Origin of the sequence: Flagellimonas aurea, assembly GCF_017313785.1 — a bacterium.
GTDB classification, from domain to species: Bacteria; Bacteroidota; Bacteroidia; order Flavobacteriales; family Flavobacteriaceae; genus Flagellimonas; species Flagellimonas aurea.
Genome location: NZ_JAFLNL010000003.1, coordinates 479,802 through 493,605 on the forward strand (window position 1 = coordinate 479,802; position 13,804 = coordinate 493,605).

General features: G+C 42.0%; 11 protein-coding genes. 6 read left to right on the forward strand and 5 right to left on the reverse strand.

Annotated elements, in window-relative coordinates; genetic code table 11:
• Positions 1 to 7 precede the first annotated feature (7 nt).
• Positions 8 to 3,031, reverse strand: coding sequence for a tetratricopeptide repeat protein (locus J0656_RS08085; protein ID WP_207032765.1), 3,024 nt, complete (start codon positions 3,029 to 3,031; stop codon positions 8 to 10).
• Positions 3,032 to 3,294: 263 nt separating this feature from the next.
• Here J0656_RS08085 and J0656_RS08090 point away from each other — a divergent pair, with 263 nt between their 5' ends.
• From J0656_RS08090 to ppgK, 4 genes are all read left to right on the forward strand, one after another.
• A complete protein-coding gene (locus J0656_RS08090; RefSeq protein WP_207032766.1) occupies positions 3,295 to 3,843 on the forward strand; it encodes a LemA family protein in 549 nt (182 codons plus the stop codon).
• Positions 3,844 to 3,963: 120 nt separating this feature from the next.
• On the forward strand, positions 3,964 to 4,971 hold the full coding sequence (locus J0656_RS08095) for a DUF3137 domain-containing protein (protein WP_207032767.1): 1,008 nt from the start codon (positions 3,964 to 3,966) through the stop codon (positions 4,969 to 4,971).
• A gap of 77 nt (positions 4,972 to 5,048) precedes the next feature.
• On the forward strand, positions 5,049 to 5,732 hold the full coding sequence (locus J0656_RS08100) for a cell division ATP-binding protein FtsE (protein WP_207032768.1): 684 nt from the start codon (positions 5,049 to 5,051) through the stop codon (positions 5,730 to 5,732).
• Positions 5,733 to 5,829: 97 nt separating this feature from the next.
• Positions 5,830 to 6,588 carry a polyphosphate--glucose phosphotransferase gene (gene ppgK / locus J0656_RS08105; protein ID WP_207032769.1) on the forward strand — a complete coding sequence of 253 codons (759 nt, stop codon included), beginning with the start codon at positions 5,830 to 5,832 and terminating at the stop codon, positions 6,586 to 6,588.
• A gap of 103 nt (positions 6,589 to 6,691) precedes the next feature.
• Here ppgK and typA read toward each other — a convergent pair whose 3' ends face one another.
• The 4 genes from typA to J0656_RS08125 all read right to left on the reverse strand — a co-directional run bounded on the left by typA (position 6,692) and on the right by J0656_RS08125 (position 10,389).
• The gene (gene typA / locus J0656_RS08110) at positions 6,692 to 8,491 is read right to left on the reverse strand and encodes a translational GTPase TypA (protein ID WP_166248935.1); all 1,800 of its coding nucleotides are present in this window, start codon (positions 8,489 to 8,491) and stop codon (positions 6,692 to 6,694) included.
• 99 nt (positions 8,492 to 8,590) lie between these two features.
• Complete coding sequence (locus J0656_RS08115; RefSeq protein WP_207032770.1) at positions 8,591 to 9,130, reverse strand: hypothetical protein; 540 nt, start codon at positions 9,128 to 9,130, stop codon at positions 8,591 to 8,593.
• A gap of 55 nt (positions 9,131 to 9,185) precedes the next feature.
• Positions 9,186 to 9,743 (reverse strand): hypothetical protein, encoded by a 558-nt coding sequence (locus J0656_RS08120; RefSeq protein ID WP_207032771.1) that lies wholly within the window; start codon positions 9,741 to 9,743, stop codon positions 9,186 to 9,188.
• Between the two features lie 64 nt (positions 9,744 to 9,807).
• A complete protein-coding gene (locus tag J0656_RS08125) occupies positions 9,808 to 10,389 on the reverse strand; it encodes a hypothetical protein (RefSeq protein WP_207032772.1) in 582 nt (193 codons plus the stop codon).
• Positions 10,390 to 10,462: 73 nt separating this feature from the next.
• Here J0656_RS08125 and kdsA point away from each other — a divergent pair, with 73 nt between their 5' ends.
• Together kdsA and J0656_RS08135 are read left to right on the forward strand one after the other, a co-directional pair.
• Entirely contained in the window at positions 10,463 to 11,281 is an 819-nt protein-coding gene (gene kdsA, locus J0656_RS08130; protein ID WP_207032773.1) for a 3-deoxy-8-phosphooctulonate synthase, read from the forward strand.
• Positions 11,282 to 11,445: 164 nt separating this feature from the next.
• Positions 11,446 to 13,782 (forward strand): TonB-dependent receptor, encoded by a 2,337-nt coding sequence (locus J0656_RS08135; RefSeq protein ID WP_207032774.1) that lies wholly within the window; start codon positions 11,446 to 11,448, stop codon positions 13,780 to 13,782.
• Positions 13,783 to 13,804 lie beyond the last annotated feature (22 nt).

A 13,804-nucleotide genomic window follows, 5' to 3' on the forward strand; every position in this document is an offset into this window, starting at 1 on the left:
GTCTCGTTTAGTTTTCGTTGGGGTCTACGGATGAATTGCTCTCTGCTTCCTTGGCCTTAATGGTGGCCAGTTCACTTTTGGCATCCGAAACGATTTCATCAAATTCGGCGAAATTGGAAATGACACTTTCCAAAATGTAGGTGGCTTGGAAGGCGTCTCCCAAATTATAGAAGTTCTTGGCCATGATCACCAAGCCTTTTCCCGCCCATTCCTTGTAGGCCGCATAGTCCTTGGCCAATTTTTGAACGGACTCGTTGGAGGCTTCAAAATCCTGTTCCTTGTTCTTAAAATAGGCATCGTAGTACCAAGCTTCTGCCGCCAATTCTCCAGATGCAATTTGTTTTACATCTTGGTAAGCAGTTTTAGCTAAGTTCTCATTGTTCGTAGCGATGGCCGAACGTGCAATCATGATCTGCGCATCACTTTTGATACGGTCATCGATTTTGGGAGCATTCAGCACTTTCTCGGCATAAGCAATGGTCTGCGAGTAATCCTTTTGACCATAATACCCTTTCATCAGGTTGGACTGAGCGAAGGTTTTGTTCTCCGAAATATCCGCAGTGTTCTCCAATCTTTTCAAATACGGAATAGCGCTATTGTAGTCTTGCTTATCAACATATATCTCACAAACACGGGTCAGGGCCTGTTCAGTGTATTCACCGTTGCCTCCATCGGCCACCGCTTTGTATTTTGGTAGAGCCTTATCTTTTTCCCCATTGGCGAAATACAATTGTGCCAGCGCAAAATTGGCGTTCTGGGCATGTAATCCGTTGGGGAATTGCTTCAAGTAATCCTCGTATCCACGTATGGCGGCTGCGGTTTTGCCCTCGATTTGTTTTCTCTCGGCGGACTCAAAACTGGCATTGTCCAATTCGGAGTCGGTCACCTCTACAAAATCCAAATTTCTGGCCCAAGCGGCGTATTCGCTCACCCGACCTTCGTCCACATAGACCAATTTGGCCGTGGCCACCGCTTGTTTGGCCTCTTGGGTGTTCGGATATTTTTGGACCACTTCCTTAAGTTTGCTCAACGCCTGCTCATTTCGGCTGGAATTGTAATAGACCAAACCGGAACGCAACAATCCGCGCGGGGCAAATTTACTGCCAGAATACTCGGCTACGACTCGGTCGTAGGTTTGCAGACCCAAACTTTCTTGGTTGTTGTTGATATAGGAATTTCCAAGTTCAAAAAGGGCATCGTCCCGTAATGATGATATTGGGAACATCCTCAAGAATTCGTTGAGACCATCGATTTTTGCCGAATTGTTGCCCAAAAAACCATCGCAAAGTGTTTTTTGGAAAGCCGCATAGTCGCGCTCGGGACCGTTCATACTGGATGCCGTATCATAAGCTTTTTTTGCCAGCTGGTATTTACTGTTTACAAAGTAACTGTCCCCCAACCTTAAATAACCATCGTTCTTTCTTTGATCATCAATGGCATTGGAGCTTACCACATTCTGAAAATAGGATATGGCGTTGTTGTAGTCTTTCAGTTTAAAGTATGAGTACCCTAAATTATAATCCAGTTGTTCATATTCCGGAAGCGACTTGGCCGCCGGAGCGTTCTGGAACCTCACAAAATCGACCAGGGCTTCTTCAAAACGGTTCAACCGGTAGGCCGATTCCGCTTTCCAATACAGTGCACGGGCCTCAAAAGTAGGATTCGCAGCACTTTTCAGGGATTTATCGAATCGTTCCCAAGCACCTTCGTAATCGCCATCGATAAAAAGTTCCACCCCACGGTAATATGCTACTTTTTGGTAGGTTTCCTTGCTGGCGTAGTTTTGATTTGCTTCCAAAAGTTCCATCGCCCCTTCAAAATTTCTAGAGGTAATGTAAGAGTCTACCAATAGTTCTTGGATTTCCATTTGATGCTCATCCTTTGGATATTTCTCCAAATATGTGGTCAACACTTGAGGGACTGGCTCGTAGGCATTACCTATTTCATAGCTCAAACGGGCATAGTTCAACCAGGCATCTTTTTGAATCTCTGGACTGAACTCCATCTGTGAAGCATTTCGGAACGCATTCAGGGCTTCTGATTTTTTGTCCAACTTTAAATAGCATTCGGCCAAATGGTAGTAAGCATTTTGGGAAACGGCATTGCTTCCCCCAATAATTTTATTGAACTGTTGAATGGCCTGTTCGTAGTTGCCCAATTTATAATGGCTGTAGCCCAAGAGGTAATAATCGGTGTTGTTCCATTTTCCACGTTTGCCCCTGTATGCTTCCAAATAAGGAATGGCTTCGGCATATTCTTCCAAGTTGAAATAACTCTCCCCAATAATTTTGTTGAGTTCGGAAATTTCCTCTCTATTTGATTTTGGCAATTGCTTTTTGGCCAGTTCAATGGCCTCTTGGAACTTACCCAGCTTAAAATTGAGGTCAGCTTGATAATACGTCAACTTTTCATCGAGCAGCTCTGGATCGCGGATTTGGTCGAACCGAGCACTTGCAGAATTGTAATCGTCCTGCTCATAGGCAATATATCCCAAATAATATTTGGCCTGCGAGCCGTATTTCTGGGAGGTGGTGACCTTGTTCAGATAGCGTTCAGCCTCTTGTGGACGCTTGGATGCGTACAAAGCGTAGCCGTTATTAAAGTTAAAACGGTCGCGCTCCGAGTAGGGCATTGAGCTCTCATCTACTTTTTTGTACCATTTTAAGGCATATGGATATTTCCCGGTCTCAAAATAGTAGTCGGCCACATCCAAAAATGCGGAGTTTCGCTTTGTTGATGTAGGATATCGCTCCACAAAATCTTCCATCATCTTATCCGCTCCGCGCTGGTTCAACCGAATCGCAGCATTGGCCGCGTAATAAGCACTATTGGCTTCGGTTTCATCATCTTTGGTAGTGGCCTTCACAGACTCAAAAATGTTCTGTGCTGCTTGGTACTGCTCATTATTGTAGAGCGCCAAGGCATCTTGATAGGCTTTGTTTTCGTGGGTAAATATCTTGGTTTCCTGCGCGGACGGCACAAAAAAAGTTCCCATAAAAATGGGAATTAAAAGGAGGTTTTTTCGATTCATAGTGTTCTACGCTCTTCTCGATTGACTTTACACATAACGTCAAATTTAAGGCCAAAGTATATTTTAATCTGTCATTTACCGAAATTTACGAACCTGAACTTGATTTATTGGCACGAAATAGTATTTTTAAGTCCTCTATTGAAAACCCCTTCAATAGCAATAATTCCAAACCTCAACATATAAAGTCGTTTTTGGCTTTGCAATTACAAAAAAGGGGGACAATCCTTGGATTTGTACCATTGTCTAATTTATACCATGTTGAGATGACCTATTTTACAATTATTCTGATTCTGATCATATTGTTCTGCGTTTTCCTGTACAATAACTTAATCAGCAAAAAAAACAAGGTTGAAGAATCTTATAGCAGCATCGATGTAATGCTAAAAAAGAGAACCGACCTAATTCCGCAACTTATTAATACTGTTAAAGGCGCCATACAGCACGAACGGGAAACCTTGATGGAGCTTACCCAGCTAAGGGAAAAAATATTGGCAAAGGATATCCAACCCGAAGAACGGTTTCAATTGGAAAGCCAACTGGGGATTATGTTGGGGAAATTGCAAGTTCGTGCCGAAGCCTACCCCGATCTAAAAGCGAACCAAAACTTTCTTTTGCTGCAATCCAGCCTAAACGAAGTCGAAGAACAACTATCCGCAGCCCGAAGAGCCTACAATGCCGCTGTAAATTCGTTCAACAATGCCATTGAAATGTTTCCTTCCAACATCATGGGCAAATTGATGCGCTACTCCAAAAGACCCTTGTTCACCATTAAGGAAGAGGAAAGAAGTGTTCCAAAAATTTCATTCAACTAACCACAAATGGTCGATTTAAACAAAATCAGGGATGAGGTATATCCGCTCCTAATTAAAGCTGAACACATCCGAAGAAAACATCTTTTTTATCAAAAGATATTTTCAGTTTTAATGTCACTAATGATTTTTGGTTTTTTGCTTTTGCCCATGGTCACCTACTTTAACAATGCCGGTTTCAGCAAATGGATTGCCAATGTTACCCAAGGAAGCTCATGGAACCCTTTTCAACTAATAGCGACAGTGTATTGGGTACTCTTTTTCATTACTATGGTTGCTTCCTATACCACTAAAAATAAGTACAGGACAAGCGAAAGAGAAATATTGAAGAAGGCCTTGCATAAAATGGTACCCGAATTCAAATTTGACTTCAAAAAACAGATTTCTCCCAAACTAATTGAAGAAAGTAAACTACTCCCTTCCTACGCACAAGTGAAAAAGAATAAACAGAGTAGTTATAATCTTCACTTTGGAACTTTATCCGGAAGGGTGGGCGACACCCAGATTGCCATGGGCGATGTCAATATCATCAACCAAGGGGTCTATAGTTCCTTTTTAATGTACATTCCTTTGTTCCCCTACCTCAACTTCGTCTATAACTATATCAGACCTTGGTTTTCCAAACACCATTCTAACGAGAATATGGGAAGTAGTTTCGTTGGAATGTTTGCCGTGGTCGATTTTAATAAAAAGTTCAATGGACATACCATTGTTTTGTCCGATGCAATGGAAAAAAGAGTGGGGCATCTTGCTAAAAACCTACAAAATTTTAATGCTGCAAGAGGTATACTTGTAGAGCTAGAAGATACTGAGTTTGAAAATGATTTTATGGTATACAGTACCGATCAGGTCGAGGCACGGTATATCCTATCCACTTCTCTAATGGAAAGAATAACCCGTTTAAAAAGAAAGATCGATAAACCCATCATGCTCTCATTCAACAAAAACAAATTGTATTTGGGCATACAGCATCCATATGGTTTCCTTTGCCTAAATAAAGAAGAGAGTTTATTAAAATCAGATGTTTTTGAAAAAGTTCATGAGGATATTTATGCAGCCATTGGTATTGTGGAAGATTTAAACCTGAACACAAGAATCTGGAAAAATCAATCCATGGAAGTTTCAAAATAAATTTGGGATTAACCTTTCATTTTGATGTCGCTTAGCATATTTTCAAATACTTTTGTGTAAGCTGTTGAATTAAAATTATGTCCGATACCGTAGTAAAATTACAAGACGTTGCCGTATTTCAGGATGAGAACATGGTTCTCAACGATATTGACCTTGAGGTCAAAAAAGGGGAATTCGTCTATGTAATCGGCAAAACAGGTAGTGGAAAAAGTAGTTTTATGAAAACACTGTATGCCGACCTTCCATTAAAGCAAGGTGCTGGACAGGTAGTGGACATTGACCTAAAAACGATGAAAGAAAAGGACATACCCTTTTTGCGAAGAAAGTTGGGCATCGTTTTTCAGGACTTTAAATTGCTACCGGACAGAAATGTCAATAACAACCTTAGGTTCGTACTCAAGGCAACCGGTTGGACCGACCCCAAGAAAATGGATGATAAAATCGAAGAGGTGTTGGACAAAGTCGGTATGAAAACCAAAGGTTTTAAGTTTCCCCACGAACTATCTGGTGGCGAACAACAGCGTATTGCCATTGCAAGGGCCCTACTGAATGACCCTGAACTTATTTTGGCCGACGAGCCGACAGGGAATTTGGACCCGCAGACAAGTGTTGAGGTGATGAAAGTATTGCAGGACATTAACCAAAATGGGCGCACCATTATTATGGCGACACATGATTATGCATTAATCTTAAAATATCCGCATAAAACCCTAAAATGTGATGGCAGCAAAGTGTTCGAGGTAATACAAAAAGCGATATAACACCCAAAACACCTTTCTAGTGGATTGATTTCCATTGAAATTATTCGGTCAACAAAAGTTTTTGTTACTTTGTTCAAACTAACATTGATTCCTTTCTATGGAAATTCTTGGTATTGATATTGGCGGGTCGGGCATGAAAGGTGCCCTAGTAAACGCCGAAACTGGAGAGATGTTGACAGAACGCTTCCGAATCCCAACCCCAAAATCAAAAAAGCCCAAAGATATGGCCAAAGTGGTGGCCGAAATCGTGGAACACTTCAATTATGAAGGGCCTGTGGGCTGTGGATTCCCATCCATAGTAAAAAACGGGGTTTGCAAATCGCCAGGAAATCTTCATCCAAGTTGGGTCGGTGTTAATATCGATGAATTATTCACCGAATATACCGGGCATGAATTTACCGTACTCAACGATGCAGATGCCGCTGGCTATGCCTCAATGAACTATGGTATTGGAAAAGGTAAAAATGGTCTTGTAATAATGATTACCATCGGAACAGGACTAGGTAGTGGTGCCTTCTATAACGGTGTGCTCATCCCAAATTTTGAGCTGGGCCAGATTCCATACAAAAAGCACAAAAAGATTGAAAAATGGGCGGCCGCTTCGGCAAAAGAACGAGAAGAGCTCAGTTTTAAAAAGTGGGGCAAACGCTTCAATAAATTCCTAAAACTGGTAGAGCTTATCGTTTGCCCGGACCTTATCATTGTTGGCGGGGGAACCTCAAAAAATTGGGAGGAATTCAGTCATCATATCGATATTGAGACTGAGGTGATCAAGGCTGAATTAATGAACCATGCAGGTATCATTGGAGCTGCCGTAGCGTGTTTGCGAGAACAGCACCACGGACATTTACAGTAAATTTTAAGATCAAAGAACTTGGGCCTCTTCGCTTGTTTTAAAAAGAAAAGCGAATGAAGTGTATCACTCCATCCGCTTTATTCAAATGTCAAATTGAATTATCTTAAACTACCTTGTTTCTTTTTCTATCCACTTCTTTCAGGTATATTTTCCTAAGTCTCAAGTGGTTTGGGGTCACCTCTACGTATTCATCCTTTTGAATGTACTCCAATGCTTCTTCCAGAGAGAATTTGATAGCAGGAACAATCTTTGCCTTGTCATCAGCTCCCGAAGAACGAACGTTAGATAGTTTTTTGGTCTTGGTCACGTTCACTGTCATATCATCCTGACGGGAGTTTTCACCGATTACCTGCCCTTCATAGATATCCTCTCCCGGGTCAATAAAGAACTTACCTCTTTCCTGAAGTTTATCGATGGAATAAGGGATCGCTGTTCCGTTTTCCATGGAAACCAAAGAACCGTTCAATCGCTGGGCGATATCCCCTTTCAATGGTTGATATTCAAAAAACCTATGCGCCATAATGGCCTCACCTGCGGTAGCCGTCAACAATTGGTTTCTAAGACCGATGATTCCTCTGGATGGAATAATGAATTCACAGACCATTCGGGAACCTCTTGCTTCCATACTGGTCATCTCTCCTTTTCGGATGGACACCATCTCAACCGCTTTTCCAGAAACTTCTTCTGGCAAGTCAATGGTCAAGTGTTCCACCGGCTCACATTTAACTCCATCAATCTCCTTAATGATAACCTGTGGCTGACCAATTTGAAGCTCGTAACCTTCTCTACGCATGGTTTCGATCAAAACAGAAAGGTGCAATACCCCACGGCCATAGACCAAGAATTTATCTGCACTATCGGTTTGTTGTACACGAAGCGCCAAGTTTTTCTCCAATTCTTTTTCCAAACGCTCCTTGATGTGACGGGAAGTAACAAACTTTCCATCTTTACCAAAAAACGGACTATCGTTGATCGTGAAAAGCATACTCATGGTAGGCTCATCAATAGCAATGGTCTTCAATTTTTCTGGGTTTTCGATGTCGGCAACGGTATCGCCAATCTCGAATCCTTCCATACCAACAATGGCACAAATATCCCCAGCAACCACTTCTTCCACTCTCAAACGGCCCAAACCTTCAAAAGTGTAAAGTTCCTTAATTCTTGTTTTTACGATAGAACCGTCTCTTTTCACCAAAGAAACCTGTTGCCCTTCACGAAGTTTACCACGTTGCAATCTTCCGATGGCGATTCGCCCGGTAAATGACGAGTAATCCAAAGAAGTGATCAACATTTGAGTAGTACCTTCTTGAGGTTTGAACTCTGGAACATGTTCGATTACCATATCCAATAGCGGCTCAATGTTCTCTGTCTGTACTTTCCAATCCTCGCCCATCCAGTTGTTCTTTGCAGAACCATAAACGGTCGGGAAATCCAGCTGCCATTCTTCGGCACCCAATTCGAACATCAAGTCAAAAACTTTCTCGTGCACTTCTTCCGGAGTACAGTTTTCCTTATCAACTTTGTTGATGACCACGCAAGGTTTCAAACCAAGGTCGATTGCCTTTTGAAGTACAAAACGGGTCTGTGGCATGGGCCCCTCAAAGGCGTCCACCAACAACAAAACCCCATCTGCCATGTTCAGAACACGCTCTACCTCACCACCAAAATCGGCGTGACCAGGGGTATCTATAATATTGATTTTTGTGTCTTTGTAAACAACGGAAACGTTTTTGGAAACAATGGTGATTCCACGCTCCCTTTCCAGGTCGTTGTTATCCAATATCAGGTCGCCCTTGTTCTCATTTTCTCGGAACAACTGGCAATGGTACATAATTTTATCAACCAAGGTAGTTTTACCGTGGTCTACGTGTGCAATGATTGCAATGTTTTTGATTTTGGACATAACCTAAATTTTAAGCCCGCAAAGATACTGCTATTTTTTCTTGTGCAACACACCTTAATGTTATTTTTATCTTATTGATTTTGTGGAAGTTCCATTATTTCACTTTCTACCGACCACCCACCCGAGCTTCAAGGCAAGAAAAATACCGAAGTTACTTTCAAATTCATCAAAGAAATAACCGGGCCCAAACTCGAATCGAAATTGCAATCCTTTTTGGCTCGTCCGTTGGAGACCATAAACGGCGCCGATACCCCCAAAATAATCAGAAACATAATCCAAATCCCCAATTATTGCCTTACCTCCTTGAATGGCGATTGTGGGAGCAATATAGTTACCCGTATTGCCTGTAATGTTTTTTCCTTTTGCCAGTCGTCGGTCAAAATTATAGTAGTATCGGTACTGTAGCCTTCCAATAGGGTATATCCCAAATCCACTTTCCACAAAGTCGGATTCCCTGTACCCAAAACCCATGGTAGCCTCTGCCGTTATAGTTGAATTTTGGGAAAGTCCCTTTTCATAGATGATGCCGGGAAGTAGTACATTTAAGGTGAGTTGATAGTCTTCAACGTTCTTCACAGATTGTGCAATTCCAACAACTCCAATGGATAAAAATAAAAGTAATGAGGAAATAGTTTTCATAAATGGTTAGTTTGAATTTCCTCAAGAAGGCTCAAATATTGTACCAGAAAAATGATCACAGACCAACACACCAGCGCTTTTCGCTGATAATCCACCCAATACTCAAGTTTACCACGGGTTGGATGGTGCCTTTGAACGGTCCCACATAATAGCCGGCACCGGCATCAATAGAGAAGCTGAAGCCTGAATCAAAACTGCGTTGAATGCCATAAACCAGACCACCATAACCGTGAATACCATCTACCAGTTGCCCCTCGACCACACGCTCTCCGGGAGAAAAAACAGCTACGGAAGGTGCTACGTAATTACCGGAATTTCCAAAAATAGACCTTCTGCGTCTTTCCCGACTGTTCAAGTTGTGGTAATATCGGTTTTGAATGGTAATGGCAGGAAAAAAATCAAAATCTTCCAAAGGTTGGGAACTAGCTGGTTCCAGAGCGACCTGATATGCTACGCGAATATCCAGCGTACTGTTCACGCCCAAAGCCATTTCGTACTGGATACCCGGATTGATGGCATTGAGCTTAAACTGACGGACCTCGCAATTGGTGCCGTATTGAGCATGTACAAAAAATCCTGTGGACAGGAATGCCAAAAGCAGTAAGCGACGCATGTAGGTTAATTTGGTAGTACTATAACCCCAACTTTATCAAAATAGTATGCTCTGACCTCTTTATTTAATCAAGGTACGGGTCTTTTTTCTTTCGTTTGGTGGCTACCCATCCAAAGGTAAAATTAATCAAGGGCCCATAACCATTGGGTACGCCATCTCCGCGATAGTATCCTGCCCCAACTTCCACATTAAAATTGAAACCTTTTTCATACGTGCGTTGAATGCCATAGACCATTCCGTAAAACCCCAAGTTAAAATCATCCGGGCCTTCCACATCGGTCGCAACTCGTAGTTGTGAAAAAAAGATAGCTTGGGCGGCGGCGATATAATTCCCAGAATTACCAGAGGTGTTCTTGTCCAGTCTTTCCCTTCTATCAAAATTATGATAATACCGGTAACGGTTGTTCATTGCCAAACCCAATACATAGCCCTCTTCATAAGTGGCGGTGGCCAAACCCAAGTTTGTAGAAATACTTTGATTTTTAAAAATTCCAAGCTCATATGTAAATCCTGGGCTCAATAAATTCAATTTAAATTGATGTCGCTCCAAATGGGCCAAACCAAAAGTACCTCCCCGCTCTTGCCATTGAGCGTATGTGAAAGCTGAAACAAAACAGAGTAAAATAAGAACATATTTATTTTTCATGGTCGATGGTTTGTATCGATAAATCTAAAAAGGATACCATGGTTTAATATTATATTTGTGCAAACTTTAAGAAATGGACATCACCAAAATCCCACAGATAAAACACACGGACAGCGATAATTTTTTCTTATTGGCAGGCCCTTGCGCCATTGAAGGCGAGGAGATGGCCATGCGCATCGCAGAAAAGGCTGTTGCCATTACCGATAAGCTTAACATTCCTTATATTTTCAAGGGTAGTTTTAAAAAAGCGAACCGGAGCCGCATGGATTCCTTCACCGGAATTGGTGATGAAAAAGCCTTAAAAATCCTTCGAAAAGTTTCAGAGACTTTTGGTGTTCCTACCGTAACCGACATTCATGAAATTTCTGATGCCGCCATGGCTGCTGAATATGTGGACGTTCTTCAGATTCCTGCCTTTTTGGTCAGGCAGACCGATTTGGTCGTAGCTGCCGCAGAAACAGGCAAGGTCGTCAACTTGAAGAAAGGGCAATTTATGAGCCCTGAAAGCATGAAGCATGCCGTTACCAAGGTAACGGAAACCGGAAATGAGCAGGCCATTATCACCGATCGTGGAACCATGTTCGGATACCAAGACATGATCGTAGATTTCCGTGGGATTCCTACCATGAAGCAATATGCCCCTGTTGTACTGGATGTTACACACTCCCTTCAACAGCCCAACCAATCCTCTGGAGTTACCGGCGGAAGACCCGCGCTGATAGGAACAATGTCCCGAGCGGGAATCGCAGCTGGTGTAGATGGACTTTTTATGGAAACCCATTTTGATCCTGCAAATGCCAAAAGTGATGGCGCCAATATGCTGGATTTAAGTTTATTGGAAAAACTTTTGACGGATTTGACTGCAATTAGAAAAACTATCAATTCACTGTAAATTCTTTCCAGACTACAATTTTAACAAAATCAACACGCTGATTTTAAAGTTATTACATTTAATTTTTAAGTTTATTTATAATTAGTCTAAATATTTTTTGTCTGATTAAATGCTGGAACATACATTTGCATTCGAAATTTATTTAGACCAATTACAAATAACTAATGAAAAATATATTATTCATCCTCAGCCTAGCTGTCTTCTCTTTTTCGCAAGCCCAAACAGGAAGTTTGGAAGGAAAAGTGACAGATCAAAGAAACAATGCCCTATCAGATGTAAACATTATGCTGTCCAACACAAGTTTGGGCGCCACATCCGATAGTTCGGGTTCTTACAAAATTGAAAATCTTGCTCCTGGCGCCTACACGCTCACCTTTTCTATGGTAGGTTATGGAATGCAAACTAAGACCATCACGATCAATGCTGGACAAACCACACAAGTTCCAACGGTTAAAATGGTAGAGAAACAAGAACAGCTCAACGAAGTTATTGTTGAGGGACATCAAAACAAATACCTGGAAAGGGAGCCTTCAACTTCGCTTCGGCTAAAAACCGAATTGGTAAAACTGCCACAAAATGTGCAGGTCATCAGCGACGAGCTCTTAAAAGATCAGCAAGTAACCACCATAATGGACGGACTTACCCGAAATGTGAGTGGTGTTACCATGTTGGAACATTGGGGACAATTTGCCCGGATCAACATGCGTGGGTTCCGTTTACCAGCTTTCAGGAACGGAGTAAACGTCCAAGACAGCTGGGGACCATTGGCCGAAGACATGAACACGGTGGAACGCATTGAGTTTGTAAAAGGCCCGGCCGGATTTATGATGTCCGCAGGTGAGCCCGGTGGTTTTTATAATGTAGTTACCAAAAAACCTACAGAAGAGTTTGTGGCCAACGCATCTTTTACAGCAGGTAGCTTTGACTTTTATCGTGGTACTGTTGATGTGGGTGGCAAAGCCTCCGAAAATGGAAAGTTACTTTATCGCTTCAACGCCATGTACCAAACTACGGACAGCCATAGGGGAAATGAGCAAACCGATAGATTTGGCATTGCTCCTGCCCTAACCTATAAGTTTAGCGATAAAACCTCCGTAACTACAGAAATGAACTTGCAGGATGCCGAATCCTTCTTGGGATCCGCCTATATTTTTGCGCCTGTGGAAGATGGATACGCGAGCCTGCCCCGTGACTTCAACTTTGTTGATACCAATTATCCAAAAACCGACATCCAAGAAGTTACTTTCTTTTTGAATGCCAAACACGAATTTTCTGATAATTGGAGCGTTGAAGGTCAAATGGCATATTTAAGATATGATCAAATTGGAAATTCTGCCTGGATAGCAGGCCTTGATATCGACACTGGAGATGTTGTTAGGACCATATCCCAGTGGGATGCACTATCCGTAGGTAAATATGCTCAGTTATATATCAACGGTGCCTTCAATACAGGAGCTGTCTCACATAAAATATTGGGAGGTTTCGACTTTAGTGAAAAATCCTATTGGGCCGACTTTTCGGTTACACTTCCTGTAGATACTGCAACACCCTTTAATATTTACAATCCCCAATATGGTGTTACTATTCCAGAGTTTGACCGTTCCGTAAATGTTCAATACAGAAACGGAGGTGCTCCATATAGTGCAAATACGTTAAGAGGATACTACCTGCAAGATGAGATTGGTTTCTTGGATGATAAAATTCGATTGACCTTGGCCGGACGGTATACCAACTTGTATACTCAAGGAAAAACGGAAAACGATGACGTATTAACACCACGTGTTGGTTTGAGCGTTGATATTTTGCCCGATTTGACCGTTTACGGACTCTACGACCAATCTTTTTTGCCACAAGCAGGAATGAGTGTTGATATGGAACCTTTGAACGACCCTGTGGATGCCAACGATATAGAAGGTGGTATTAAAAAGAGCTTTTTTGATGGACGGTTAAGAACTTCTTTAGGGGTTTACCAAATAACGAAGGAGAATATTTTGACCACAGATCCATCCAATCCTAACTTCTCCATGTATTTGGGCGAAGTACAATCAAAGGGTATAGAATTCGACCTTCAAGGTGAAATTACCCCAGAGTTAAATGTAATCTTGAACTATGCCAACACCAAGGTAGAGGTAACCGAAGATCCCAACCCGGATATTGTAGGCACCAGAGTGGCCGGTCATGCCAAACATGTAACCAACGGGTGGTTAAATTATAACTTCGCCCAGACATCATCGTTGAACGGATTCGGTGTTTCTTTAGGCTACCAATACCAAGTAGACCGATCTACTTGGGCATGGGCCGCTGACAATCAGTCCGACCTTCCAGACTATTTTAGAATGGATGGTGCCCTATCATGGAGAAACAGCAATTTCAGGGTTCAGCTGAACATCAACAATATTTTGGACGAATATCTTTATTCCGGTGCCAACTATGGTTCCTACCTATATTGGCAATCAGAACCAGGCATCAATGGAAGACTTACCGTTGCTTATAGTTTTTAAACCGAAACAATTTAATCAGGGC

Coding starts and splice junctions, on each gene's coding strand:
- ppgK (WP_207032769.1), top strand. CDS start 5,830: ATGGAAATTCTTGGTATTGATATTGGCGGGTCGGGCATGAAAGGTGCC.
- J0656_RS08095 (WP_207032767.1), top strand. CDS start 3,964: ATGATTTTTGGTTTTTTGCTTTTGCCCATGGTCACCTACTTTAACAAT.
- J0656_RS08090 (WP_207032766.1), top strand. CDS start 3,295: ATGACCTATTTTACAATTATTCTGATTCTGATCATATTGTTCTGCGTT.
- J0656_RS08120 (WP_207032771.1), bottom strand. CDS start 9,743: ATGCGTCGCTTACTGCTTTTGGCATTCCTGTCCACAGGATTTTTTGTA.
- J0656_RS08085 (WP_207032765.1), bottom strand. CDS start 3,031: ATGAATCGAAAAAACCTCCTTTTAATTCCCATTTTTATGGGAACTTTT.
- kdsA (WP_207032773.1), top strand. CDS start 10,463: ATGGACATCACCAAAATCCCACAGATAAAACACACGGACAGCGATAAT.
- J0656_RS08115 (WP_207032770.1), bottom strand. CDS start 9,130: ATGAAAACTATTTCCTCATTACTTTTATTTTTATCCATTGGAGTTGTT.
- J0656_RS08125 (WP_207032772.1), bottom strand. CDS start 10,389: ATGAAAAATAAATATGTTCTTATTTTACTCTGTTTTGTTTCAGCTTTC.
- typA (WP_166248935.1), bottom strand. CDS start 8,491: ATGTCCAAAATCAAAAACATTGCAATCATTGCACACGTAGACCACGGT.
- J0656_RS08135 (WP_207032774.1), top strand. CDS start 11,446: ATGAAAAATATATTATTCATCCTCAGCCTAGCTGTCTTCTCTTTTTCG.
- J0656_RS08100 (WP_207032768.1), top strand. CDS start 5,049: ATGTCCGATACCGTAGTAAAATTACAAGACGTTGCCGTATTTCAGGAT.